The following is a 23,665-nucleotide window of genomic DNA, read 5'->3' as shown; positions in this document are numbered from 1 at the left end:
CGTTCAGCCGATCATCAGGTCGATGGCGGCGACGTCGACCGAGACGCCGCGCGCATCCAGTCCGGCGAGCGCCTCGACCAGCCTCTCCACGGGCCGCTCGCTGTGACCCTGGATGTTCATGATGTAGAGCGGGCTGGCGCTGTCGCCGGCGACGTCCGACTCCAGCTCGAGGATGTGGAAGCCCTCGGCGGCCAACGCCTCGGTGACGTCGGCGACGATGCCGGTACGATCGGCCCCGCTCACCCGCACCTGGACGTTGGGCAGCAGGTGCTGGTGCAGCTCGCCGTTGACGGTATCGATGTGCAGGCGCAGCCCGAGTTCATCGGCCACCGGCGCAAGCGCCGCGCGCAGCGCCGACTCGGGCTGCTCGGTGGCGACCATCATCATGATGGTGAAGTTGCCGCCGAGACGCAGCATCGAGGCCTCGCCGAGGTTGCAGCCGACACCGCAGAGCGCGCGGGTGACGCGCGAGACGATCCCGGGGCGGTCGGCACCGACCAGGGTCAGCATCATCCAATCAGACATGTTCAGGGTCTCCAGTGGACGCGGCGGCGGTCGGATCGAGCCAGATCAGGCTCGCCTGCCGACCGGTGACACCGTCGCGCCGGTAAGAAAAGAATCGTTGGGGATCGATATGGGTGCACAGATCGCCGCCGTAAACCGCCGTGACTCCGGCGCCCACCAATCGTTGACGGGCAAGCACGAACAGGTCGGCCAACCAGCGGTCGTCGCGTCCCCGGCGGAAGGCGTCGGCGGCGGCCCGATCGAGGTCGACGAAGCGCTCGCGTACCTCGGGGCCGACCTCGAAGGCGTCCGGGCCGATCGCCGGTCCCAGCCAGGCGAGCAGCCGCGAGGGCGCAATCGCCAGCGCCGCGACCGCACGCTCGATCACCCCGTCGGCCAGACCGCGCCAACCGGCATGCACCGCCGCCACCCGGGTGCCCTCACGATCGCACAGCAGCAACGGCAGACAGTCGGCGGTGAGCACCGCGCAGACCCGTCCCGGGCGCAGGCTCACCGCCGCATCGGCCCGGCAGCCGGGCGCGGCGGTGTCGTCGGCGACGACACAGCCGTGGACCTGTTCGAGCCACAGCGGCTCCTCGGGCAACCCGGCCTGGTCGCGCAACAGGGCGCGGTTGCGCGCCACCCGCGCCGGATCGTCACCGACATGGGTGGCGAGATTGAGCCCGGCGTAGGGGGCTTCGCTGAGGCCACCGGCGCGGGTGGTCGAGAACGCACGCACCCGCGCCGGGGCGGGCCAGTCAGGTCGGATCGGCGTCATCCTCGCTCTCCTCGCGCAGCTGCGCGAGCAGCGCCTCCAGATCAGCGGCCATCGCCACCTCCCAGTGCAGCTCGCGCCCGTCCTCGGGATGGCGCAACCCGAGCCGGATGGCGTGCAACGCCTGGCGCGGAAAGCGCTGCAGCGCCTCGCGCAGCGCCACGCTGCAGCCGCGCGGCGGGCGCGGGCGACCGCCATAGAGACGGTCGCCGACCAGGGGATAACGCAGGTGCGACATGTGCACGCGGATCTGGTGGGTGCGCCCGGTCTCGAGCTCGACGGCGAGCAGGGTGTGGCCGGGGAAGCGTTCGAGCACCCGGTAGTGGCTCACCGCCGGACGCCCGCCGGCGACCACCGCCATGCGCGTGCGCTGGGTGGGGTGGCGCCCCACCGGGGCCTCGACCCGAGCGCCGGCGACACACTCGCCGATCACCAGGGCGCGATACTCGCGATGGACCTCGCGCAGCCGCAGCTGCTCGACCAGCGAGCGATGGGCGGCGAGCGTCTTGGCCACCACCAACAGCCCCGAGGTGTCCTTGTCGAGACGGTGGACGATCCCGGCGCGCGGCAGCGCCGCCAGCCCCGGATCGTGGTGCAGCAGCGCGTTCTGCAGGGTGCCGTCGGGGTTGCCGGCGGCGGGGTGGACGACCAGCCCGGCGGGCTTGTTGACCACCAGCAGGGCGTCGTCCTCGTGGACGATGTCGAGCGCGATCGGCTGCGCCACACAGCGCTCGTCGAGCGCCAGGGTGGCGGCGAGCCGGATGCGCTCGCCGCCCCAGACCTTGTCGCGCGGACGCCGACGCTGGTCGTCGACCACAAGCTCGCCGGACTCGATCCATTGCTGCAGGCGGCTGCGCGAGAACTCCGGCAGCAGCTCGGCGAGCACCTGGTCGAGGCGGCGTCCGGCGTGGCCGGGACCGAGCACCAGATCACGCTCGATGCGTTGGTGTGCGACTCCGACGTTCACGCGCACACCGCCCGGCGCCGGGGACGGCAAAGGGGGGCGCTGGCGTGGACGCCTTCGCGTATACTGGGATGATTTTCGAACAGGTATTCCACGGACATGCCAAGAACGTTAACACGACTTCCCGCGCTGCTGCTCGTCGCGCTGCTCACCGGCTGCGGCGTGTTCGGCGAGGAGATCGACCAGACCGCGAACTGGGGTGCGTCCAAGCTCTACGCCGAGGCCGCCGCCGAACTCGACGCGGGCAACTACACACGGGCGATCGAATACTACGAAAAACTCGAGGCGCGCTACCCGTTCGGGCGCTACGCCATGCAGGCCCAGCTCGATGCGGCCTACGCCAATTATCGCGCCGACGAACCGGAAGCGGCGCTGGCTGCGGCCGATCGCTTCATCAAGCTCTACCCGCAGAACCCCTTCGTCGACTATGCCTACTACCTCAAGGGCATCGTCAACTACAACCGCAGCGTCGGCTTCCTCGACCGCTATATCCCCACCGATCCGTCGCAGCGTGACCCCGGCTCGGCGCTCGACGCCTTCGAGGACTTCGCCATCCTCGTCGAGCGCTTCCCGCAGAGCCGCTACGCCGCCGATGCCCGTCAGCGCATGCTCTATCTGCGCAACAACCTCGCCAAGCACGAGGTCAACGTCGCGCGCTACTACATGAAGCGGGGTGCCTATCTGGCGGCGGCCAACCGCGCCGAATACGTCATCCAGCGCTTCCAGCGCACCAGCGCGGTGGAGGGTGCCCTGGAGGTGATGATCGACGCCTACGAGGCGCTCGGCAAGGAGGCGCTCGCCGCCGACGCGCGTCGGGTGCTCGAGGTCAACCGCGAGGCCGGACGCTTCATCGACGACACGCCCAAGCCCGAGGACATCAGTCTCGCGCGCAAGGTCTGGGACTATCTCAGCCTCGACGAGAACTGAGCCCGCCCCTCGGGACGCCCTCCCCTCACACAGCGTCAGCGATCGGCCGTAACCCCCGACGGTGTGCAGGGGCGCGGCGGGCGCCCCTCGGCAAACCGGCTAGATCGCCGCCTCGTCCTCCTCGCCGGTGCGGATACGCACCACCCGCTGCACGTCGGAGACGAAGATCTTGCCATCACCGATCTTGCCGGTGCGCGCGGCGGTCATGATGGCGTTGATGCAGTCCTCGACCTGATCGTCGCCGACGATCAGCTCGATCTTCACCTTGGGCAGGAAATCGACCACGTACTCGGCGCCACGATAGAGTTCGGTATGTCCCTTCTGACGCCCGAAGCCCTTGACCTCGATGGCGGTCATGCCGGTGATGCCGGCCGCCGACAGCGCCTCGCGGACGTCGTCGAGCTTGAAGGGCTTGATGATCGCTTCGACCTTTTTCATGCAATCTCTCCAGAGTTTGGATCACGGCCTGGCCGTGAGTATACGTTTGCGTCCGGGCAAAAGACAGCGAGCCCCGGGCGCGGCGCGGGGCTCGCAGGCGTTCGCATCGGGGTTCAGAAACCGCTGGTGATGGGGTAGCGCCGATCGCGACCGAAGGCGCGCGCGGAGATGCGCACCCCGGGCGGGGCCTGACGGCGCTTGTACTCGCTGCGATCGACCAGGCGCGCGACGCGCTCGACCTCCTCGCGCGCATAACCGGCGGCGACGATCGCCGCGACGCCCTCGTCGCACTCGATATAGCGGCGCAGGATCTCGTCGAGCCGGTCGTAGGGCGGCAGGCTGTCCTGATCGGTCTGATCCGGGCGCAGCTCGGCCGAGGGGGGACGGGTGATCACCCGTTCCGGGATCACCTCGACCTCGCGGTTGCGATAGCGGGCGAGACGATAGACGAGCTGCTTGGGCACGTCCTTGATCGGCGCGAAACCGCCGGCCATGTCGCCGTAGAGGGTGGCGTAGCCGACCGCCATCTCGCTCTTGTTGCCGGTGGTGAGCAGGATCGAGCCGCGCTTGTTGCTGATCGCCATCAGCAGCACGCCGCGACAGCGCGCCTGGAGGTTCTCCTCGGTGACATCGGCGGGGGCGCCGGCGAAGACCGGCTCGAGCATCCCGAGAAAGGTGTCGAAGGCCGGACCGATGGGGAGCTGATAGGCCTGGACCCCGAGCCGGCGCGCCTCCTCGAAGGCATCCTCGTTGCTGATGTCGGCGGTATAGCGCGAGGGCATCAGCACCGCCTCGACCCGATCGGCGCCGAGCGCATCGACCGCGATCGCCAGGGTCAGTGCCGAGTCGATTCCGCCCGAGAGTCCGAGCACCGCCCCCGTGAAGCCGTTCTTGCGCACATAGTCGCGCACCCCGAGCACCAGCGCGCGGTAGATCGCCGCCTCGTCATCGAGCGGTTGCGGCCGGGGCACATCGGCACGGGCCGCAGCGGGCGCGCCGGCGGCATCGAGCACCAGGTCGAGCGCCGCCTCGTCGAAACAGGGCGCGCGCGCCACCTGCCTGCCCGTGGCGTCGACGGCGAAGGAGGCGCCATCGAACACCAGCTCGTCCTGGCCGCCGACCAGGTTGGCATAGAGGATCGTCACCCCGTGCTCGCGCGCGCGGCGCGCCACCAGCGCCTCGCGTTCGGCGCGCTTGCCGGCATGGAAGGGCGAGGCATTGATATTGACCAGCAGCTGGGCGCCGGCCTCGACCGCCTGACGGGTCGGCGCCTCCTGCCAGATGTCCTCGCAGACGCTCAACCCGACGCACAGCCCGCGGTGCTCGAACACCCCGGCCAGGGTGCCGGGCTGGAAATAGCGCTTCTCGTCGAACACGCCGTAGTTGGGCAGCGCCTGTTTGGCGTACTCGGCGACCGTCTCGCCGTCGCGGATCACCCCGGCGACGTTGAACAGACCGCCGACGGCGGTGCGCGGGTAACCGAGCACCAGGGTGATGCCGGCGCTCGCGGCACGGATGCGCGCCAGCGCCGCCTCGACCCGCTCGGCGCACTCCGGGCGCAGCAGCAGATCCTCGGGCGGGTAGCCGGTGAGCGCCAGCTCGGGGAAGACCACCAGGTCGATGCCCTCGGCGCGAGCGGCGGCGAGCGCCGCGATCACCTGTTCGGCATTGCCGGCGATGTCGCCGACCAGTGGGTTGAACTGGACGATCCGGACCCGGCTCGTCGGCTGCGATGCGTTCATCGATTCATTCATCACGGGTTCAGATCAGCTCGGCGATACGCGCGCCCATCAGCGCCGGTGAGCGCACCACCGCCACCCCGGCGGTCTCGAGCGCGGCGAACTTGCCCTCGGCGGTGCCCTGCCCGCCGGTGACGATCGCTCCGGCATGGCCCATGCGCTTGCCCGGGGGGGCGGTGACCCCGGCGATGTAGGCCACCACCGGCTTGCTCATGCGCTGCTCGATGAAGCGCGCGGCGGCCTCCTCGGCACCGCCGCCGATCTCGCCGACCAGGATCACGCCCTCGGTCTCCGGATCGTCCTCGAACAGCGCCAGACAGTCGACGAAGTCGAGGCCGTGGATGGGGTCGCCGCCGATGCCGATGCAGGTGCTCTGACCGAGCCCGACCTGGGTGGTCTGCCACACCGCCTCGTAGGTGAGGGTGCCCGAGCGCGAGACGATGCCGACCCGGCCACGGCTGTGGATGTCGCCGGGCATGATACCGATCTTGCATGCCTCCGGGGTGATCACCCCGGGACAGTTGGGGCCGATCAGACAGGCCCCGGTGCCGGCGAGCACGGTCTTGACCCGCAGCATGTCGTGTACCGGGATGCCCTCGGTGATGCACACGATCACCCGGATGCCGGCGTCGGCGGCCTCGAGGATGGCATCGGCGGCGAAGGGCGCGGGCACATAGATCATGCTCGCATCGGCACCGGTGGCGGCCACCGCCTCGTGGACGGTGTCGAACACCGGGCGGTCGAGATGACGCTGCCCGCCCTTGCCCGGGGTCACGCCACCGACCAGGTTGGTGCCGTAGGCGATCGCCTGTTCGCTGTGGAAGGTGCCCTGACGACCGGTGAACCCCTGGCAGATCACCCGGGTGTCGGCATCGATCAGTACGCTCATCGCCCCTGCTCCTCGCGGGCACCGCCCGCCAAGGCGACCACCCGGGCCGCCGCATCGTTGAGACTGCTCGCCGGCTCCAGCGCCAGCCCACTGGCGGCGAGCAGCGCCCGCCCCTGCGCGGCGTTGGTCCCCTCCAGGCGCACCACCACCGGGACGGCGACCTGGACCTCGCGCACCGCCTGCATGATGCCCTCGGCGATCAGGTCACAGCGCACGATACCGCCGAAGATGTTGACCAGCACCGCCTCGACCTTGGGGTCGGACAGGATCAGCTTGAACGCCTCGGCCACCCGCTCGGCGGTGGCGCCACCACCGACATCGAGAAAGTTGGCCGGGGCGCCGCCGTGGAGCTTGACCAGGTCCATGGTCGCCATCGCCAGCCCGGCACCGTTGACCATGCAGCCGATGTTGCCCTCGAGGCTGATGTAGTTGAGCGCGTGAGCGCGCGCGGCGGCCTCGCGATCGTCCTCCTGCCCGGGGTCGCGCAGCGCGGTGAGCGCGGAGTGACGATAGAGCGCGTTCTCGTCGAGTTCGATCTTGGCATCGAGCGCGACCAGCTCACCGTCCTCGGTGACCACCAGCGGGTTCATCTCGATCAGGGTGGCGTCATGATCGATGGCCAGGGTGTAGAGCGCGGCGAGCAGCCGACCGAGCGCGGCGATCTGGTCACGCTCGAGCCCCAGCCCGTAGCCGAGTCGGCGCGCATGATAGGGCCGCAACCCGGTGGCCGGGTGGACTGCGAGCCGGAGGATGCGCTCGGGGGTGGCCGCGGCCACCGCCTCGATATCGACCCCGCCGGCGGCGCTGGCCATGAACACCACCCGCTCGCTGGCGCGATCGACCAGCACCCCGAGATAGAGTTCGCGGGCGATCGCCGTCGGACGCTCGATCAGCAGGGTCTCGACCGGCAGTCCGTGCGGACCGGTCTGCGCGGTGACCAGACGGCTGCCGAGCAGCCGCTGCGCCTCGCGCGCGACCGCCTCGGGGTCGTCGCACAGCACCACCCCCCCGGCCTTGCCTCGGGCACCGGCGTGGATCTGCGCCTTGACCGCCCAGCGCGCGCCGCCGAGACGCTCGCAGACGGCGCGCGCCTCCTGCACGGTCCGCGCCTCGCCGCCGTCGGGCACCGGGATTGCGCGCTCCCGCAAGAGCCGCTTCGCTTGGTATTCGTGTAGATTCATCGAAACTCGTCGTCACGCTGATGACAGAAGACGCCGCCCGCCCCGGGGCGCCGCGATGACAAGGGGGCGCAACCGATGGTGGCGGACGCCGCCGAACGCGGCGCGCCATCATGCCTACCATGGTCGCAACGCGACAATTCTGGTCTAATTCCAGCGGCTTTGGCAAAACGCCGCCCGCCTCCCGACAGCATCCCGATGCCCAAGCACGCCTCGTCCCACGCCAGCACCGCCCCCCTCGACCCGGCATCCTATCCCACCTGGGGGGCGCTGCGCTGGCTGCTGCTGATCCGGCTGCTGCTGGTCGTCGGGCTGACCCTGGTGTTCTCGCCCAACGCGGTCGATCCGCTGCTCGCCAGCGCCGACACCGAGCTGGCCTGGTCGGTGCTCCTGGTCTACACCCTGCTGGTACTGCTCAGTGGGCTGAGTCTCTACGGTCAGTGGCCGGCGCGCAAGCAGCAGGTCTATCTCGCCATCCTCGTCGACATCGTCGTCTTCACCCTGCTGATGCACGCCGCCGGCGGGGTGGCCAGCGGCCTCGGCATCCTGCTGACGGTGACGGTGGCCGCCGGGGCGCTGACCATGGAGGGACGGCTGACGCTGCTGTTCGCCGCGCTGGCCACCATCGCGGTGATCGCCCAGCAGGGCTATCAGGCACTGCAGGGACAGGCGCCGGCCTTCACCCAGGCCGGGCTGCTCGGCATCCTCTTCTTCGCCGTGGCGCTGATCTCACAGATGCTCTATCACCGCGCACGCACCGCCGAGGCGCTGGCGGCACGGCGTCAGGTCGACCTCGACGACCTCTCCAAGCTCAACGAGTTCATCATCCAGAACATGGCCACCGGCATCCTGGTGGCCGACGGCGAGCGGCGGCTGCGACTGATGAACCAGGCCACCCGCGAGCTGCTCGGCATCGCCCACGACCGCCACGCCCCCGGCGTCGCCCTCGGCGCGGTCAGCACCGCGCTGGCCACCGAACTCGAACGTCTGGTCCAGCCCGGCGCGCACCGTCAGGCGGTGGTCAGCCATCACGGGCGCGCGCTGCGGGTCAGCGTCAAGCTGCTCGGCGCGCACCGCGCCAGCGGCGTGATCCTCTATCTGCGCGACGACCGCGAGGCCACCGCCGAGGCGCAGCGGATCAAGCTCGCCGCGCTCGGCACCCTCACCGCGAGCATCGCCCACAACATCCGCAACCCGCTGAGCGCGATCTCCCACGCCGCCGAGCTGTGCGCCGAGGCCCCCGGGCTCGCGGGCGACGAGCAGCAGTTGCTCGCCATCGTCCACCGCAACAGCGCACGTATCGACGAGATCGTCAGCAGCGTGCTCGAGCTCTCGCGGCGCGACCGCATGCAGCGCCAGACGCTCGAACTCTACGACTGGTTGCGCGGCTTCGTCGACGAGTTGACCGAGACCCGCCAACTCGGCCCGCGCCGGCTGCACCTGCACCTCGAACGCGATCCCGGCACGGTCGTGGCCGATCCCAGACACCTCCACCAGATCCTCGCCAACCTGTGCGAGAACGCCCTGGTTCACGGCGGCGACGGCCCGGTGACCCTGGTGCTCGACCGCGACCACCACACCCGTCGCCCGTTGCTGGAGGTGATCGACCAGGGACCGGGGATCGCCCCCGAGGTCGCCGACGCCATATTCGACCCCTTCTTCACCACCCGCCACAGCGGCACCGGGCTCGGGCTCTACATCGCCCGCGAGCTGGCCGAGAGCAACGCCATGACCCTCGCGCTGCTGCCCAACCGCCCCAGCGGCTGTCGCTTCCGCCTGCTGTTCGCGACCATGACCGACGAGGACCGGGCGGATTGAACCCAGCGGCCAGCCGCCAGCCGCCAGCCGCCAGCCGCCAGCCGCCAGCCGCCAGCCGCCAGCGGATTGAACCGCAAAGCCGCGAAGAACGCGAAGGGAAAAGCGATCAGCTACCAGCTGTCAGCCTCCAGTGGGCGTTCTTCCTCCCACCGTCGCCGCAAGACATCGGCCACTGCCGCCATCATGGACGCCAACCTTATCCACTGGCGACTGAAAGCTGGAGGCTGGCGGCTGAAAACCTTTTCTCCGTCTTCGCGCTCTTCGCGCCATTGCGGTTCATCTCTTCGCGGTTCATCTCTCTGGCCGCTGATCGCTGGCGACCGGTCGACGCTCCGCGCTATCCTTGATGCAGCGCATGCCCTACCACCGACGGACCCAGACCGACCCGATGCCGACCGACAAGGCCCAGGCGCTCGTCGTCGACGACGAGACCGACATCCTCGAACTGCTGCGGATCACCCTCGCGCGGATGGAGATCCGCGCGGTGACCGCGACCAGTCTGGTCGAGGCGCGCGCGCGCCTCGTCGAACAGCCCTTCGACCTCTGTCTGACCGACATGAAGCTGCCCGACGGCAGCGGTATCGAGCTGATCCGTCACATCGCCGCGCACCACCCGGAGCTGCCGGTGGCGATGATCACCGCCTACGGCAACATGGACTCGGCGATCGAGGCGATGAAGGCGGGCGCCTTCGACTTCGTCTCCAAGCCGGTGGAACTGCAGCGGCTGCGTCAACTCGTCGCTGCCGCGCTCAAGCTCAGCCACCGCGCCGGTAGCGAACCCGGCGGCGACTCCGCCGCACCCCAGCTACTCGGCGCCTCGCCGGCGATGGACCATATCCGCCAGCTCATCGCCAAGCTCGCGCGCAGCCAGGCGCCGGTGTTCGTCACCGGCGAGAGCGGCACCGGCAAGGAGCTGGCCGCGCGGCTGATCCACGCCCAGGGGCCGCGACGCGACGGTCCCTTCGTCGCGCTCAACTGCGGCGCCATCCCCCACGATCTGGTCGAGAGCGAGCTGTTCGGCCACAAGAAGGGCAGCTTCACCGGCGCCAGCAGCGACAAGCAGGGGCTGTTCCAGGCCGCCGAGGGCGGCACCCTGTTCCTCGACGAGGTCGCCGAGCTGCCGCTGCAGACCCAGGTCAAGCTGCTGCGCGCGATCCAGGAGAAGGCGGTGCGCCCGGTCGGCACCCAGCGCGAGCTGCCGGTCGACGTGCGCCTGATCAGCGCCAGCCACCGCGATCTCAATGCCGAGGTCGAACGCGGGCGCTTCCGCCAGGACCTCTTCTACCGCATCAACGTCATCGAGCTGCGCATGCCGCCGCTGCGCGAGCGGCGCGGGGACATCCCCGCGCTGGCCGACTGGCTGCTCGCGCGCATCGCCGAGAAGAGCGGCGCCGACGGACCGCTGCGGCTCGCCCCCGAGGCGCTGACCGCGCTCGCCCGTCACCCCTTCCCGGGTAACGTGCGCGAACTCGAGAACATCCTCGAGCGCGCCACCGCGCTGTGCGAGCACAGCCAGATCGAGATCGACGATCTCTACCTCCCCGACCCCGCCCCGACACACCACGACGCCGCGCCCGACGTCGCCGCACCGCACCCCGCGCCCGCCGAGCCGGCGCACTGGGATCATGCCGCCGCCGCGCGTCGCCTGGGCATGTCGCAGCGCTCGCTGCACTATCGGCTCAGCCGACTCGGCATCGAATAACCCGTCGCCCCACGGCACCACACCCGAGGACCCTGCGCTTGCCCGCCTCATCCAACCGCCCACGCGACCCCTTCGTCGACTGGGTCCGTCAGGTCACCCCCTATATCCACGCCCACCGCGGCAAGACCTTCGTCATCGCCATCGGCGGCGAGGCGCTCACCGACGCCCGCTTCCCCGATCTGGTACACGACATCGCCATGCTCCACGGGCTCGGCATCCGTCTGGTACTGGTACACGGCGCACGCCCGCAGATCGAGGCGCGGCTGTCCGAGCGCGGCGCGCGGATGCGCTATGTCAACGGGCTGCGCGTCACCGACGACACCGCACTGGCCTGCGTCAAGGAGGCCGCCGGGGTGGTGCGGGTGGAGATCGAGGCGCTGCTCTCGCTGGGACTGGCCAACTCACCGATGGCCGGGGTGCGCATCCCGGTGGTCTCGGGCAACTTCGTCACCGCGCGACCGTTCGGGGTGCTCGACGGCGTCGACTACGGCCATACCGGCACGGTGCGCCGGGTCGACCGCCACACCCTGCGCGCACTGCTCGATCAGGGCGCGGTGGCGTTGATGCCGCCGCTCGGCTACTCGCCCACCGGCGAGGTGTTCAACCTCAGCGCCGCCGATGTCGCCCGCAGCACCGCCGAGGCGCTGCAGGCCGACAAGCTGGTGTTCCTGCTCGAGGACGAGGAGGTGCGTACCGCGGCCCTCCCTCCGACCCTGCTCACCGGCGAGGTCGACGCCCTGCTCGACGCCGCCACGCCGCTGCCCGAGGGCCTGGGCAAGTGTCTGCGCGCCAGCGCCGAGGCCTGTCGTCACGGCATCCCGCGTGTCCATCTGGTCGGGCGCAGCGGCGACGGCGCACTGCTGCGCGAGCTGTTCACCCGCGACGGCAGCGGCACCCTGGTCTCGGCCGAGCCGTTCGAGGAGCTGCGCGCGGCGCGCATCGACGACGTCGCCGGCATCCTCGAACTGCTGCGCCCGCTCGAGGAGCGCGGCATCCTGGTGCGGCGCTCGCGCGAGCGCCTCGAGACCGAGATCGACCGTTTCGTGGTCGCCGAGCGCGACGGCCTGATCACCGCCTGCGCCGCGCTCTACCCCTATGCCGACGAGGCCATGGCCGAGCTCGCCTGCGTCGCGGTGCACACCCAGTACCGCGCCGGCGGACGCGGCGACCGGCTGCTCGAATACATGGAGCGACTGGCGCGCGCGCAGGGGATCGCGCGGCTGTTCGTGCTCACCACCCAGACCGCGCATTGGTTCCAGGAGCGCGGCTTCGCCCCGGCCGGGCTGGAGGCGCTTCCCATGGCCCGGCAGGCGCTTTACAATTTTCAGCGCAACTCCAAGGTCTTCATCAAGCGGCTCTGACCCGCCCCGCGCAACGAAATCGGACGGGAGCCCCGTCTCCCCTCCCCTGATCGATTACAGAACCGCCGAACGCCCCGTCGCCCGACGGGTGCCGAACGCCCTTCGCCCGCCAACCCAGATCTGGTGCCAGACGTGCTGTCCGACTCCTGCCCCCGCCATCCCCGATTCCCCTGGCTCAACCTGCTGCCGTGGCTGCTGCTCGCCCTGCTCGTGGTGCCGTCGGCAGGCGCCGACACCGGGACCGAGACCACCGCCAATCTACCCACCCTGGCCCAGGTCGAGGCCCGCGCCACCGAGGTCGAGAACTCGACCGCGCTCGACGAGAGCGCCAAGACCACCCTGCTCGAACTCTATCGCCGCACGCGCGCCAGTCTCGAGGACACGCGCAACTTCGATCTCAAGGCCGAGGAGTTCGCCCGCTCGCTGGAGACCGCGCCACGCCAGCGCAGGGCACAGGAGCGCGAACTCGAGGCCGCCCGCGCCGCCACCACCACGCCCGAGGAGGTGATCCCGGACGACCTCACCAGCGAGGCCATCGCCCAGCGCCTGAACAAGGCGCTGGCCGACGTCGCCGTCGAGGAGACGCGGCTCGGCGAGCTGGAGAAACTGACCCAGGCCACCGAGAACCGCCCGGCGGCGGCGCGCGCGCGCATGACCGAGGTCAAGCAGGCGCTCGACCAGCTCGGCGACCCGCCGAGCGTCGACACCGGCGAGCTCAACGGGCAATCGGGCGATTTCGTCCAGGCCCAGCGCTGGGCGCACCAGGCGCGCCGTCAGGCGTTGTGGTCGGAGGCGCAGATGCTCGAACAGGAGCTGCTCAGCCAGCCCGCGCGCATCGCGCTCTATCAGGTCAGGCGCGATCTCGCCGCGCTGCGGCTGAAACGGCTCAAGACCTATCAGCGCGCGCTCGAGGAGCTGCAGAACCAGCGGCGCAACGCCGAGGCCGAGGCCGCCCAGCGCGCCTCCGAGCAGGCCCAGCGCGAGGCCGCCGACAAGCACCCGCTGGTGCAGCGCGAGACCCAGACCAATGCCGAGATCAGCGCCTCGCTGGCACAGATCGCCAAGCAACTCGAGGCCCTCAACGAACGTCAGGCGAGGATCGAGAGCGAGCGCAAGCGCATCGAGGAGGACTTCCGCGGCGCCCAGCAGCGTATCGAGGCCGCCGGACTGAGCCGCGCGCTCGGCCAGGTGTTGCTCGATCGTCGCACCCAGCTGCCCGACCTGCGTCAGTACCGCAAGGACATCGCCACGCGCGAGGACGCAATCGCCGAGGCCACGCTGCGCCAGATCCGCTACCGCGAGGAGAAGCGCCGGCTGCGCGACCGCGACCGCTATCTCGACGAACTCACCCTCGACGTCCCCCGGGACGAGCGCGCGCTGGTACGCGAGCAGCTCGACGAGGTGCTCGAACAGCGCCGTCGGCTGATCGCGCAGAGCCTCGACATCGAGGACGACTATGTCCGCCAGCTCGCCGATCTCAACTATGTCACCGATCAGGTGGTGAGCATCGCCGAGACCTATGACGACTTCCTCGCCGAGCGCCTGCTGTGGGTGCGCAGCGCGCCCCCGATCGGCACCGAGACGCTCACCTCGCTGCCGGCGGCGACCCTCTGGCTGCTGTCCTGGGAGGGGGCCTGGGAGGCGGTTGCGGCGACCCTGCTCGAGCGGCTGCAACACGCCTGGAGCTTCTGGGCCGGGCTGCTCGTGGTCGCCGCGCTGCTGTGGCGCCTGACGGCGCTGCGCCGTGCCATCCGCGCCACCGCCGAGCCGCTGCGCCGGGTGCGCACCGACGGCATCCAGCACACCGTCAAGGCGATCGCCCTGACCCTGCTGATGGCGCTCCCCGCGCCCCTGCTGATGGCCCTGCTCGGCATGCAGCTACAGGCCTCGACCGAGGCCACGCCGTTCACCCGCGCCTTCGCCAGCGCGCTCACCGAGGTCGCCGGCGGGCTCTACTTCCTGCTCGCCTTCCGCGGGCTGTGCATCACCGGCGGCGTGGCCGATCGCCACTTCCGCTGGAGCACCGCCACCCTGGCGCGCATCCGTCACGCCATCGACTGGTTCTCGGGCTATATCGTGCCGGTCTCGCTGGTGGCCGTCGCCGCCTACGAGAACAACAACCCGGTCGACACCGGCGAACTGATGCGGCTCACCCTGGTCGCCTGCATGCTCGGCTTCACCGCCTTCTTCTGGCACCTGCTCAACCCCGCCAAGGGGCTGTTCAAGGGGATCATCGCCGAGCGTCCCGAGGGCTGGCTCAACCGACTGCGCCACATCTGGTTCCCCTTCGTGGTGGGCGCGCCGCTGGCCCTTGCCGGGCTGGCGCTGGCCGGTTACGTCTACACCGCCGGGATGCTGTTCCGCTCGCTGGTGGCCCAGACCTGGCTGGTGCTCACCCTGCTGGTGGTCCACCAGACCATCGTGCGCTGGCTGATCGTCACCCGCCGCCGCCTCGCGCTACAGGCCGCACTCGAACGCCAGGCCGCGCGTCGCGCCCAGAGCAACGAGCCGAGCACCCCGACCGAGGTGGTACAGCTCGAGGAGTCCGAGCCCGACCTGGCGGCGATGGACGAGCAGACCCGGCGGCTGATCAACGCCTCGATCTTCTTCGCCGCGGTGGTCGGGCTGTGGATCACCTGGTCGGACGTGCTGCCCGCCTTCTCGATGCTCGAACGCTTCGCGCTGTGGCACTACGAGGGCACGGTCGAGGGCGTCACCCAGCTCGTCCCGGTCACCGCCGCCGATGTCGGACTGGTGTTCGTGATCATCTTCGTCGCCACCGTGGCGGCCAAGAACCTGCCGGCGCTGATCGAGTTCCTGCTGTTGCAGAGCGAGGCGGTCTCGGCCGGCGGCCGCTACGCGATCAAGACCCTGGCGAGCTACACCATCACCGCCGTGGCCTTCCTCCTCGCCTTCTCCACCCTGGGTCTGAGCTGGTCGCAGGTGCAGTGGCTGGTGGCCGCGCTCAGCGTCGGCATCGGTTTCGGTCTGCAGGAGATCGTGGCCAACTTCATCAGCGGCCTGATCATCCTCTTCGAGCGTCCGGTACGGGTCGGCGACATCGTCACCATCGGCGACACCACCGGGGTGGTGACCAACATCCAGATCCGCGCCACCACCATCCGCAACTGGGACAAGCAGGAGCTGCTGGTGCCGAACAAGGAGTTCATCACCGGACGGCTGCTCAACTGGTCGCTCACCGACCAGCAGAACCGCGTGACCATCCCGGTCGGCATCGCCTACGGCAGCGACACCCGCCGGGCGCTGGAGATCCTCACCCAGGTCGCCGAGCAGCACGAGAAGGTGCTCGACGACCCGGCGCCGCTGCTCAGCTTCGAGGGCTTCGGCGACAACGCCCTGACCCTGGTGATGCGCTGCTATCTCGACTCGCTCGACGGGCGCATCGCGATCATCACCGAGCTGCACCAGACGATCTACGACCGCTTCAACGAGGCCGGGATCGAGATCGCCTTCCCGCAGCGCGACGTGCATCTCTCGGCCGACGCGCCGCTCGAGGTGCGGCTGCATCGCGCCGCGCGGGCGCAACTCGGCTCGGGGGACGTACCGCTGAAGACGGCGGAGACGGACTGAGGGGAGAGGGGATGGCGTGCGGTGGCGGCGGCGCTGCCGCCGCCCGAGCGAACGGACCCCGGGCGCAGGAGGCCCGGGGCGAGGGCGTCAGATCTGCTCGTCGAAGTCCGGATCCTCCAGCAGGTCGCGCAGCCGCTTGAGTTCGCGCATCTGCTCGATGCGCCGGCGCGCCGCCAGGACGTCGCCGCCATAGGCGTCTTCGTTCTGGTTCATCAGGTGAGGGGCGCGGTCGAGCACCTCGTCGCCATAACCGCCGTCGGTCTCCAACATCTCTCCGTTACCTCTGGATTACAGTGCAAACCACAGGCGGCTATCTACTCCAAAGTCTCGCGCTCAGAAAGAGAATTTTTTTGATCGTCAGGATCAACGTTGGCGATCGACGGCCGCGACGGCGCATCACCGCTGATGTTCGACCCGCACCCGCTTGAGATTGGTGAACAACTGATAGGCGATGGTGTCGCTCGCGCGGGCCAGCGCGCCGGCGTCGACCCGCGCCCCCCACAGCTCGACGCGATCGCCGACGACGGCCTCGGGGAGGTCGGTGAGATCGACCGTGATCATGTCCATCGACACCCGTCCGGCGAGCGGCGCGCGCCGCCCGCGCACCATCACCGCCACCCCGTCCGGCGCATGGCGCGGATAGCCGTCGGCATACCCGATCGCCACCACCCCGATGCGGCTCGGACGACGGCAGACGAAGCGCCCGCCGTAGCCGACCGGCTCCCCGGCGGGCAGCGTGCGGATGGCGATCAGCGCCGACTCCAGGGTCATCGCCGGGCGCAGCGCGGCGGCATTGGGATGGGCCGTGTCGAAGGGTGAGACGCCGTAGAGCATGATCCCCGGGCGCACCCAGTCGCGATGCGCCGCCGGTAGATCGAGCACCGCCGCCGAGTTGGCCAGGCTCGCCGGCACGACACCGGCGACCGCGCCGTCGAAGGCGGCGAGCTGACGCGCGCTATAGGGCTCGCCCGGCTCGTCGGCGCGCGCCAGATGGCTGATCGCGCGTAGCCGCCCGACCTGAGGGCACGCACGCAACCGCGCCAGCGCCGCGGCGACATCCGGCGGCGCGAACCCCACCCGGTGCATCCCCGAGTCGACCTTGAGCCAGCAGCCGAAGGGGCGCTCGGGACGGGCCGCCGCGATCCACTCGAGCTGGTACTCGGCGTGCACCACCATGTCCAGCCCGGCGCGATCGACCGCCGCCAGTTCATCCGGCGCGAACACCCCCTCGAGCAGCAGGATCGGCCCCTCGACGCCCGACTCGCGCAGCTCCAGCGCCTCCTCCAGGAAGGCCACCGCGAACCCGTCGGCCACCGGCGCCAGCGCCCGCGCCACCGCCACCGCGCCGTGCCCGTAGGCATCGGCCTTGACCACCGCCCACGCCCGCGCCGCGGGCGCGCAGGACTTGGCGTGCAGATAGTTGTGGCGTATCGCCGCGAGATCGATACGGGCGCGAGCCGGACGTGACATCTGGAAACATCTCCTGGGTTGCAAGGCGATCCAAGATACAACGAGCCGGCAGCTATCAGCTATCAGCCGCCAGCCGTAGGCCGGGCAAAGCGCAGCGGGCCCGGCGCAGCCATGCCGACGCCGGAGACCCTCATCGCATGACGGCGGTCGGCAGATTGAACCGCCAAGACGCCAAGGACGCGAAGCAAGAGACGTATCGGCTGGCCGCCAGCGGTCTCCCCCTTTGGCGAAAGGGGGCAGGGGGATTCGAATCTGCCGTGTAGGTTGGGTGATCCGTCCACCCTCGGCGCCACCGGTAGACCGCCAAGCCACCCGGACGGGCCACCCAACAGTGACGGCTCGTCAGGCCCGCGCCAGAGGTCGCCGGGCAACCCGACTCATCACCCTGGTCACCGCCTGCGGTGGGCACGCTGCGCTTTGCCCACCCTACGTTTGGTGGCGACTCACCCTGTCGCCTTCTCTCCTTCGCGTTCTTTGTGTCTTAGCGGTTCGAACCAGCTTCCAGCGATCAGCTTCCAGCCTCCAGTCGGGGAGGCTGGTGTGCATGATCGGCGATTGACGGGCAAGACGGTATCTTTGCGGTTCGAATCAGCTTCCAGCGATCAGCCTCCAGCCTCCAGCCTCCAGTGGGGGAGACGGGCGTGCATGGTCGGCGGTTGACGGGAAGGACGGGCTCTTTGCGGTTCAAGTCCCCGAACCGTCAACGCCGCCGGGCACGCTGCGCTTTGCCCGGCCTACGGGGCGGATTGTTCTCGCGCGCGCGCCACGCACAGTTGCCCCAGCGCCAATCCGCCGTCGTTGGCGGGGACGCGACGGTGGAGGAGGACCTGGAGGCCCTGCGCCTCCAGGGCGGTGGCGAGGGGTTCGACGAGGCGGCGGTTCTGCATGACGCCGCCGCTGAGGGCGACGGTGTCGAGCCGGTGGCTGGCGCAGAGACGGGTGGCGCATGCGACCAGGGCGTGGATCAGGCCGTCGTGGAAGCGCGCGGCGGCGCGCGCCGGGGTGGTCCCGGCGGCGAGATCGTCGAACAACGCGGGCCACAGCGGCGCGGGGTCGATCATCAGCCGACCGTCGACGGCGGTGTCGAGGGCGAAGGGGTAGCCCTCGGGCGCGGGGGGCACGGTGGCGGCCAGGGTCTCGACGGCGATCGCGGCCTCGCCCTCGTAGCCGAGCCGGGTCGGGGCGAGACCGAGCGCGGCGGCGACGGCGTCGAACAGCCGCCCCGCCGAACTCGACGGCGGGGCGTTGAGCCCGCGCGCGATCAGGGTGCGTAGCGCCTCGAGCGGCTGCGCGGCGAGCGCGCGCACCGCCTCGAGCGCGGCCCAGCGGCGCAGCGCGGCATCGAGCAGCCCGGCGCGTTCGAGCTGGGCGAGCAGGTTGCGCCAGGGCTCGACCATCGCCCGCGCCCCGCCCGGCAGCGCCGCCGGGCACAGCCCGCCGAGCCGTCGCGACCCGCGATAGTCGACCTGCAGCAGCTCGCCGCCCCAGAGGGTGCCGTCCTCCCCCCAACCGAGCCCGTCGAGGGCGATGCCGAGCACCGGCCCGGCCTCGGGCGGGCGACCGTGCTCGGCGAGCAGCGCGGCGATATGGGCGTGGTGGTGTTGCACCTCGACCAGCGCCAGCCCGGCGCGCGCGGCCCAGTCGCGACCGTACTGGCTGGCGCGATAGTCGGGGTGGGCGTCGATCGCGATGCGCGTGGGCCGGTGCTCGAACAGCGCCAGATAGCGCGCCAGGGTGGCCACCCAGGCGCGCGCGCTGCCCGCCTCTTCGAGATCGCCGAGGTGCTGGCTGAGGATTGCCCGCTCGCCGTCACCGAGACACAAGGTGTTCTTCAGCTCGCCGCCGAGCGCGACCGTCGCCGCGCCCTGCGCCAGCCCCGGCGGCAGGACGAGCGCGCCGGGGGCATGGCCACGGGCGCGGCGCAGCAGCCGGGGGCGCGCAGCGATGGTGCGCACCACCGAGTCGTCGACACGGTTGCGGATGTCGCGGTCGTGCAGCAGCCAGGCGTCGGCGATCCCGGCGAGCGCCTGCAGCGCCTCGTCATTGTCGATGCACTGCGGCGCGCCGGCGCGGTTGCCGCTGGTCATCACCAGCGGGCGCGTCCACTCGGCGAGCAGCAGCAGGTGCAGCGGGCTGTAGGGCAGCAGCATCCCCAGGGTCGACTGGCCGGGCGCGACCGCCTCGGCGAGCGGGGCGCCGTCGGCGCGCCGCGCCAGCAGCACGATGGGCGCGGCGGGGCTGGCGAGGGTCTCGGCCTCGCCGGGGGCGAGCAGGCAGTGGCGGCGCACCACCGCGAGATCGCGCGCCATCAGCGCGAAGGGCTTGCTTGGGCGCCGCTTGCGCCGACGCAGCTCGGCCACCGCCCGGTCGTTGCCGGCGTCGCAGGCGAGATGGAAGCCGCCGATGCCCTTGATGGCGAGGATCTCGCCCGCGGCGAGCCGGGCGCTGGCGGCGGCGATGGGGTCGGCCCCGGTCTCCTCCAGTGCCCGCCCGTCGGCCCCGGCGAGCCAGACCCGCGGGCCGCACACCGGGCAGGCGTTGGGCTGGGCGTGGAAGCGCCGGTCGGCGGGGTCGGCGTACTCGCGCGCGCACGCCGGGCACAGCGGGAAGCGCGCCATGCTGGTGTTGGCCCGATCGTAGGGGATGGACTCGACGATCGACAGCCGTGGCCCGCAGTGGGTGCAGTTGGTGAAGGGGTAGCGATGACGGCGGTTCGCCGGGTCCCGCACCTCGGCGGCGCAGGCGCTGCAGGTGGCGGCATCGGGGACGATGGCGGTGTGCACCGGGGTGTCGGCGCTGGCGACGATGACGAAGTCGCCGACCCCGGCGAGCGCGGCGGGGTCGGCGAGCGGCGCGCGCTCGATGCGCTCGATCTGCGCCAGCGGCGGGCACTCGGCGCGCAGCCGGGCGCAGAAGCGCGCGATCGCCTCGGGCGGCGCGCCGGCGCCGGGCCGGGCGCGGATCAGCACGCCCTCGCCGTCGTTGCGGACATCGCCGACCAGGGCGCAGTCGCGCGCCAGCCGCCACACCGTCGGGCGGAAGCCGACACCCTGCACCTGACCGCGCACCCGGATCGACTCGGCCGGTGCGCCGCTCCCGTCCGCCCCCGACACCCTAGCCGCGCCCTCGCCGCGCACGCCGGACCATGCCCCTCATTGCCGCCCGGCCAGCGCGGCGTGCGCCGCCGCCAGCCGCGCCACCGGCACCCGCGGACCGGAGCAACTAACGTAGTCGAGCCCGGCCTGATGGCAGAAGGCGATGGAGTCGGGGTGGCCGCCGTGCTCGCCGCAGATGCCGACGTGCAGGTTGGGCTTGACCCGCCGCCCCCACTCCACCGCCAGCTCCATGAGCTTGCCGACGCCCTTGCGGTCGAGCACGTCGAAGGGGTTGTCCTGGAGGATGCCGGACTGGTTGTAGAGCGGCAGGAACTTGTTCTCGGCGTCCTCGCGCGAGAACGAGAAGGTCGCCTGGGTGAGATCGTTGGTGCCGAAGGAGAAGAAGTCGGCCTCCTCGGCGAGCGACTCGGCGCGCATGCAGGCGCGCACCACCTCGATCATGGTGCCGAAGCGGAAGGCGACCGGCGCACCGTAGCGCTCGGCGACCTCGGCGTGGATGGTCTCGACCGAGGCGCGGACCATGCGCAGCTCCTGCGCGGTGCAGACCTGCGGCACCTTGATCTGGGGATGGACCTCGATGCCGGCCTTGGCGCACTCGGCGGCGGCCTCGAGGATGGCGCGCACCTGCATCTGGTAGATCTCGGGGAAGGTGATGCCGAGCCGCACGCCGCGATGGCCGAGCATGGGGTTGGTCTCGTAGAGCAGGCGCACCTTGCGCAGCATCGCCTCCTTCTTGGCGATCGCCTCCTCGACCAGCGCCGGCTCGACCAGCCGCCGGGCGCGGTCGACCTCGTGACGCAGGGTGTCCTCGGCGTGCAGCAGGCCCATCGCCCCGGCGAGCACGCCGAGCCCGCGCGCGCCGCACTCGAGCGCGCGCAGGTCGGCGATCTCGCGTTCGAGCACCTGGGCGTCGGGGAGGAACTCGTGGATCGGCGGGTCGAGCAGACGGATGGTCACCGGGTTGGGCGACATCACCTCGAACAGCGACTGGAAGTCGGCGCGTTGCAGCGGCAGCAGCCGGTCGAGCGCGTCCTGACGCTGCTCCGGGGTCTCGGCGACGATCATCTCGATGACGATCGGCAACCGCTCGACGTCGTTGAACATCCGCTCGGTGCGCGCCAGCCCGATACCGACGGCGCCATAGCGGCGCGCCCGGCGGGCGTCGTCCGGGGTATCGGCGTTGGCGAGCACGCGCAGCCGGGCGTGCGCGTCGGCCCAGCCGAGCAGGGTGCCGAGTTCGGCGGTGAACTCCGGCTCGACGGTGGCGATGGCGCCGATGTAGACCTTGCCCGAGGTGCCGTCGATGGTGATGATCTCGCCCTCGCGAAAGCGGGTCAGCCCGACCCGCGCCTCGCGTCGCTCGACGTCGACGCTGATGCCCTCGGCCCCGGCCACGCAGGGCTTGCCCATGCCGCGCGCAACCACCGCCGCGTGCGAGGTCTTGCCGCCGCGCGAGGTGAGGATGCCGGCGGCGGCGAAGAAGCCGTGGATGTCCTCGGGCTTGGTCTCCTCGCGCACCAGGATCACCTTCAGCCCCTGTTCGCGCCCGAGCTGCTCGGCGCGGTCGGCGTCGAACACCGCGATCCCCGAGGCCGCCCCCGGCGAGGCCGGCAGCCCCTGGGCGACGGACTCGGCCACCACCCCGGGGTCGAGCCGGGGGAAGAGCATCTGTTCGAGCAGGTCGGGGGCGATGCGCAGCAGCGCGCGCTCGCGCTCGATCAGCCCCTCCTCGACCATCTCCACCGAGGTGCGCACCATCGCCGTGGCGTTCATCTTGCCGTTGCGCGTCTGCAGGCAGTAGAGCTGGCCGCGCTCGATGGTGAACTCGAAGTCCTGCACCTCGCGGTAGTGGCGTTCGAGCTTGTCGCGCAGCTCGGCGAGCGCGGTGGCCATCTCCGGCATCTCGTCGGCGAGGCGGTCGATCGGCTTGGGGGTGCGGATGCCGGCGACCACGTCCTCGCCCTGGGCGTTGACCAGATACTCGCCGTAGAGCCGGTTCTCGCCGGTGCCCGGGTTGCGGGTGAAGGCCACGCCGGTGGCCGAGTCCTCGCCGCGATTGCCGAAGACCATGGTGACGACGTTGACGGCGGTGCCGTTGGCCATCTCCGGGGTGATGTGGAACTGACGCCGGTAGTCGACCGCGCGCTTGCCCTGCCAGCTGTTGAACACCGCCTGGATGGCGAGTTCGAGCTGTTGGTAGGGGTCCTCGGGGAAGGGCTGGCCGGTGTGCTCGCGCACCAGCGCGAGGAAGCGCTCGCAGACCTGTTCGAGTTCGCGCGCCGAGAGATCGACGTCCTGGCGGGCGTGGGCGGCGCGCTTGATCTCGTCGAAGGCGGTGTCGAAGACCGCGTCGTCGATGCCGAGCGCGACCTTGCCGAAGAGCTGGATGAAGCGGCGATAGGCGTCGTAGCCGAAGCGCGCGTCACCGGTGGCGCGGATCTCGCCCTGCAGGGTGGCGGCGTTGAGCCCGAGGTTGAGGATGGTGTCCATCATCCCCGGCATCGACATCGCCGAGCCCGAGCGCACCGAGACCAGCAGCGGGTTGTCGGGGTCGCCGAAGCCCTTGCCGGTCTTCTCCTCGACCGCGCGCATCTGCGCGCGCACCTCCTCCATCAGCGCCGCCGGCAGCCCCTGCTCGGGCGCGGCCAGATAGTCGAGACAGGCGGTGGTGGCGATCACGAAGCCGGGCGGCACGTTGAGCCCGATCTGGGTCATCTCGCAGAGATTCGCCCCCTTGCCGCCGAGCAGTTGCTTGTCCTTGCCGTCGCCGTCCTCGAATGCGAACACGGACTGGGTGGTCGTCGCCATCATCATCGGTCCTCTCGTTCGTGTGCGAATGGATGCCGGCCACGCCGGCGGCGTCGGCTTCGAGTCTATCGTGTCGACGAGGAAACGCACGGGGAAATGCGGGGGGCGGGCTGCCAGTCGCCAGTCGTCAGCTTCCAGCCACCAGTTGCCAGCCGCCAGCCGCCAGCCGCCAGCCGCCAGTCGCCAGTCGCCAGTCGCGGAGAGGCTTGAACCGCAAAGCCGCGAAGGACGCGAAGGGGGATTGAGCCGACAGCCGCCAGCGATCAGCCACCAGTGGGCGCGATCACCCGACGGTGGTGCGGACCCGCGCCGTCCGTGGCCTCGCGCCGGCATCTCGCATCATCCCCTTTGCGCGCTTCGCGGCTTTGCGGTTCAAGCCTGGCGG

16 protein-coding genes are annotated in these 23,665 nt (G+C 70.7%); 5 read left to right on the top strand and 11 right to left on the bottom strand.

Annotated features, from left to right (window positions below; all coding sequences use genetic code 11):
- Nucleotides 1–3 precede the first annotated feature (3 nt).
- Genes EBL84_RS08635 through rluD form a run of 3 tightly spaced genes read right to left on the bottom strand, consistent with a single transcriptional unit; the run spans nucleotide 4 to nucleotide 2,246 of the window.
- Nucleotides 4–525: a glycine cleavage system protein R gene (locus tag EBL84_RS08635; protein WP_123140454.1), complete on the bottom strand. Its 522-nt coding sequence runs from the start codon at nucleotides 523–525 to the stop codon at nucleotides 4–6.
- The gene (gene pgeF, locus EBL84_RS08630) at nucleotides 518–1,282 is read right to left on the bottom strand and encodes a peptidoglycan editing factor PgeF (RefSeq protein ID WP_123140453.1); all 765 of its coding nucleotides are present in this window, start codon (nucleotides 1,280–1,282) and stop codon (nucleotides 518–520) included. The genes EBL84_RS08635 and pgeF overlap by 8 nt, the downstream gene beginning before the upstream one ends.
- A complete protein-coding gene (gene rluD, locus EBL84_RS08625) occupies nucleotides 1,263–2,246 on the bottom strand; it encodes a 23S rRNA pseudouridine(1911/1915/1917) synthase RluD (protein WP_123140526.1) in 984 nt (327 codons plus the stop codon). Before rluD ends, pgeF begins: the two co-directional genes overlap by 20 nt.
- Nucleotides 2,247–2,342: 96 nt before the next feature.
- On the opposite strand from rluD, the gene EBL84_RS08620 reads away from it, so the two are divergent.
- Nucleotides 2,343–3,170, top strand: coding sequence for an outer membrane protein assembly factor BamD (locus EBL84_RS08620; protein WP_123140452.1), 828 nt, complete (start codon nucleotides 2,343–2,345; stop codon nucleotides 3,168–3,170).
- 99 nt (nucleotides 3,171–3,269) lie between these two features.
- Here EBL84_RS08620 and EBL84_RS08615 read toward each other — a convergent pair whose 3' ends face one another.
- The 4 genes from EBL84_RS08615 to sucC form a co-directional block, all read right to left on the bottom strand.
- Entirely contained in the window at nucleotides 3,270–3,608 is a 339-nt protein-coding gene (locus tag EBL84_RS08615; RefSeq protein WP_062276421.1) for a P-II family nitrogen regulator, read from the bottom strand.
- 113 nt (nucleotides 3,609–3,721) lie between these two features.
- On the bottom strand, nucleotides 3,722–5,350 hold the full coding sequence (locus EBL84_RS08610) for an NAD+ synthase (protein WP_223805994.1): 1,629 nt from the start codon (nucleotides 5,348–5,350) through the stop codon (nucleotides 3,722–3,724).
- A 19-nt stretch (nucleotides 5,351–5,369) separates the two neighbouring features.
- Nucleotides 5,370–6,236: a succinate--CoA ligase subunit alpha gene (sucD, locus tag EBL84_RS08605; RefSeq protein WP_123140450.1), complete on the bottom strand. Its 867-nt coding sequence runs from the start codon at nucleotides 6,234–6,236 to the stop codon at nucleotides 5,370–5,372.
- A complete protein-coding gene (gene sucC, locus EBL84_RS08600) occupies nucleotides 6,233–7,417 on the bottom strand; it encodes an ADP-forming succinate--CoA ligase subunit beta (protein ID WP_123140449.1) in 1,185 nt (394 codons plus the stop codon). The genes sucD and sucC overlap by 4 nt, the downstream gene beginning before the upstream one ends.
- 195 nt (nucleotides 7,418–7,612) lie before the next feature.
- On the opposite strand from sucC, the gene EBL84_RS08595 reads away from it, so the two are divergent.
- The 4 genes from EBL84_RS08595 (at nucleotide 7,613) to EBL84_RS08580 (ending at nucleotide 15,886) form a co-directional block, all read left to right on the top strand.
- Nucleotides 7,613–9,232 (top strand): PAS domain-containing sensor histidine kinase, encoded by a 1,620-nt coding sequence (locus EBL84_RS08595; protein ID WP_123140448.1) that lies wholly within the window; start codon nucleotides 7,613–7,615, stop codon nucleotides 9,230–9,232.
- 355 nt (nucleotides 9,233–9,587) lie between these two features.
- Nucleotides 9,588–10,934: a sigma-54 dependent transcriptional regulator gene (locus EBL84_RS08590; protein ID WP_274606711.1), complete on the top strand. Its 1,347-nt coding sequence runs from the start codon at nucleotides 9,588–9,590 to the stop codon at nucleotides 10,932–10,934.
- A 38-nt stretch (nucleotides 10,935–10,972) separates the two neighbouring features.
- On the top strand, nucleotides 10,973–12,295 hold the full coding sequence (gene argA, locus EBL84_RS08585; RefSeq protein ID WP_123140447.1) for an amino-acid N-acetyltransferase: 1,323 nt from the start codon (nucleotides 10,973–10,975) through the stop codon (nucleotides 12,293–12,295).
- Nucleotides 12,296–12,418: 123 nt separating this feature from the next.
- On the top strand, nucleotides 12,419–15,886 hold the full coding sequence (locus EBL84_RS08580; protein ID WP_223806980.1) for a mechanosensitive ion channel domain-containing protein: 3,468 nt from the start codon (nucleotides 12,419–12,421) through the stop codon (nucleotides 15,884–15,886).
- 87 nt (nucleotides 15,887–15,973) lie between these two features.
- Here EBL84_RS08580 and EBL84_RS08575 read toward each other — a convergent pair whose 3' ends face one another.
- The 4 genes from EBL84_RS08575 to ppdK all read right to left on the bottom strand — a co-directional run bounded on the left by EBL84_RS08575 (nucleotide 15,974) and on the right by ppdK (nucleotide 23,280).
- On the bottom strand, nucleotides 15,974–16,156 hold the full coding sequence (locus EBL84_RS08575) for a PA3496 family putative envelope integrity protein (protein WP_123140445.1): 183 nt from the start codon (nucleotides 16,154–16,156) through the stop codon (nucleotides 15,974–15,976).
- A 126-nt stretch (nucleotides 16,157–16,282) separates the two neighbouring features.
- The gene (alr, locus tag EBL84_RS08570; RefSeq protein WP_123140444.1) at nucleotides 16,283–17,356 is read right to left on the bottom strand and encodes an alanine racemase; all 1,074 of its coding nucleotides are present in this window, start codon (nucleotides 17,354–17,356) and stop codon (nucleotides 16,283–16,285) included.
- A 734-nt stretch (nucleotides 17,357–18,090) separates the two neighbouring features.
- The gene (gene hypF, locus EBL84_RS08565; RefSeq protein WP_223806979.1) at nucleotides 18,091–20,469 is read right to left on the bottom strand and encodes a carbamoyltransferase HypF; all 2,379 of its coding nucleotides are present in this window, start codon (nucleotides 20,467–20,469) and stop codon (nucleotides 18,091–18,093) included.
- A 39-nt stretch (nucleotides 20,470–20,508) separates the two neighbouring features.
- Nucleotides 20,509–23,280, bottom strand: coding sequence for a pyruvate, phosphate dikinase (ppdK, locus tag EBL84_RS08560; protein ID WP_123140524.1), 2,772 nt, complete (start codon nucleotides 23,278–23,280; stop codon nucleotides 20,509–20,511).
- Nucleotides 23,281–23,665 lie beyond the last annotated feature (385 nt).

This window comes from Marichromatium sp. AB31 (assembly GCF_003718685.1).
Taxonomy (GTDB): domain Bacteria; phylum Pseudomonadota; class Gammaproteobacteria; order Chromatiales; family Chromatiaceae; genus Marichromatium; species Marichromatium gracile.
This window is presented reverse-complemented; position numbering and strand designations above follow the sequence as displayed.

What these genes read in the sequence shown, in the direction of transcription:
- ppdK (WP_123140524.1), bottom strand. Translation starts at nt 23,280, where the DNA reads ATGGCGACGACCACCCAGTCCGTGTTCGCATTCGAGGACGGCGACGGC.
- EBL84_RS08575 (WP_123140445.1), bottom strand. Translation starts at nt 16,156, where the DNA reads ATGTTGGAGACCGACGGCGGTTATGGCGACGAGGTGCTCGACCGCGCC.
- EBL84_RS08590 (WP_274606711.1), top strand. Translation starts at nt 9,588, where the DNA reads ATGCCCTACCACCGACGGACCCAGACCGACCCGATGCCGACCGACAAG.
- EBL84_RS08595 (WP_123140448.1), top strand. Translation starts at nt 7,613, where the DNA reads ATGCCCAAGCACGCCTCGTCCCACGCCAGCACCGCCCCCCTCGACCCG.
- alr (WP_123140444.1), bottom strand. Translation starts at nt 17,356, where the DNA reads ATGTCACGTCCGGCTCGCGCCCGTATCGATCTCGCGGCGATACGCCAC.
- pgeF (WP_123140453.1), bottom strand. Translation starts at nt 1,282, where the DNA reads ATGACGCCGATCCGACCTGACTGGCCCGCCCCGGCGCGGGTGCGTGCG.
- EBL84_RS08610 (WP_223805994.1), bottom strand. Translation starts at nt 5,350, where the DNA reads ATGAACGCATCGCAGCCGACGAGCCGGGTCCGGATCGTCCAGTTCAAC.
- sucD (WP_123140450.1), bottom strand. Translation starts at nt 6,236, where the DNA reads ATGAGCGTACTGATCGATGCCGACACCCGGGTGATCTGCCAGGGGTTC.
- EBL84_RS08620 (WP_123140452.1), top strand. Translation starts at nt 2,343, where the DNA reads ATGCCAAGAACGTTAACACGACTTCCCGCGCTGCTGCTCGTCGCGCTG.
- sucC (WP_123140449.1), bottom strand. Translation starts at nt 7,417, where the DNA reads ATGAATCTACACGAATACCAAGCGAAGCGGCTCTTGCGGGAGCGCGCA.
- EBL84_RS08635 (WP_123140454.1), bottom strand. Translation starts at nt 525, where the DNA reads ATGTCTGATTGGATGATGCTGACCCTGGTCGGTGCCGACCGCCCCGGG.
- EBL84_RS08615 (WP_062276421.1), bottom strand. Translation starts at nt 3,608, where the DNA reads ATGAAAAAGGTCGAAGCGATCATCAAGCCCTTCAAGCTCGACGACGTC.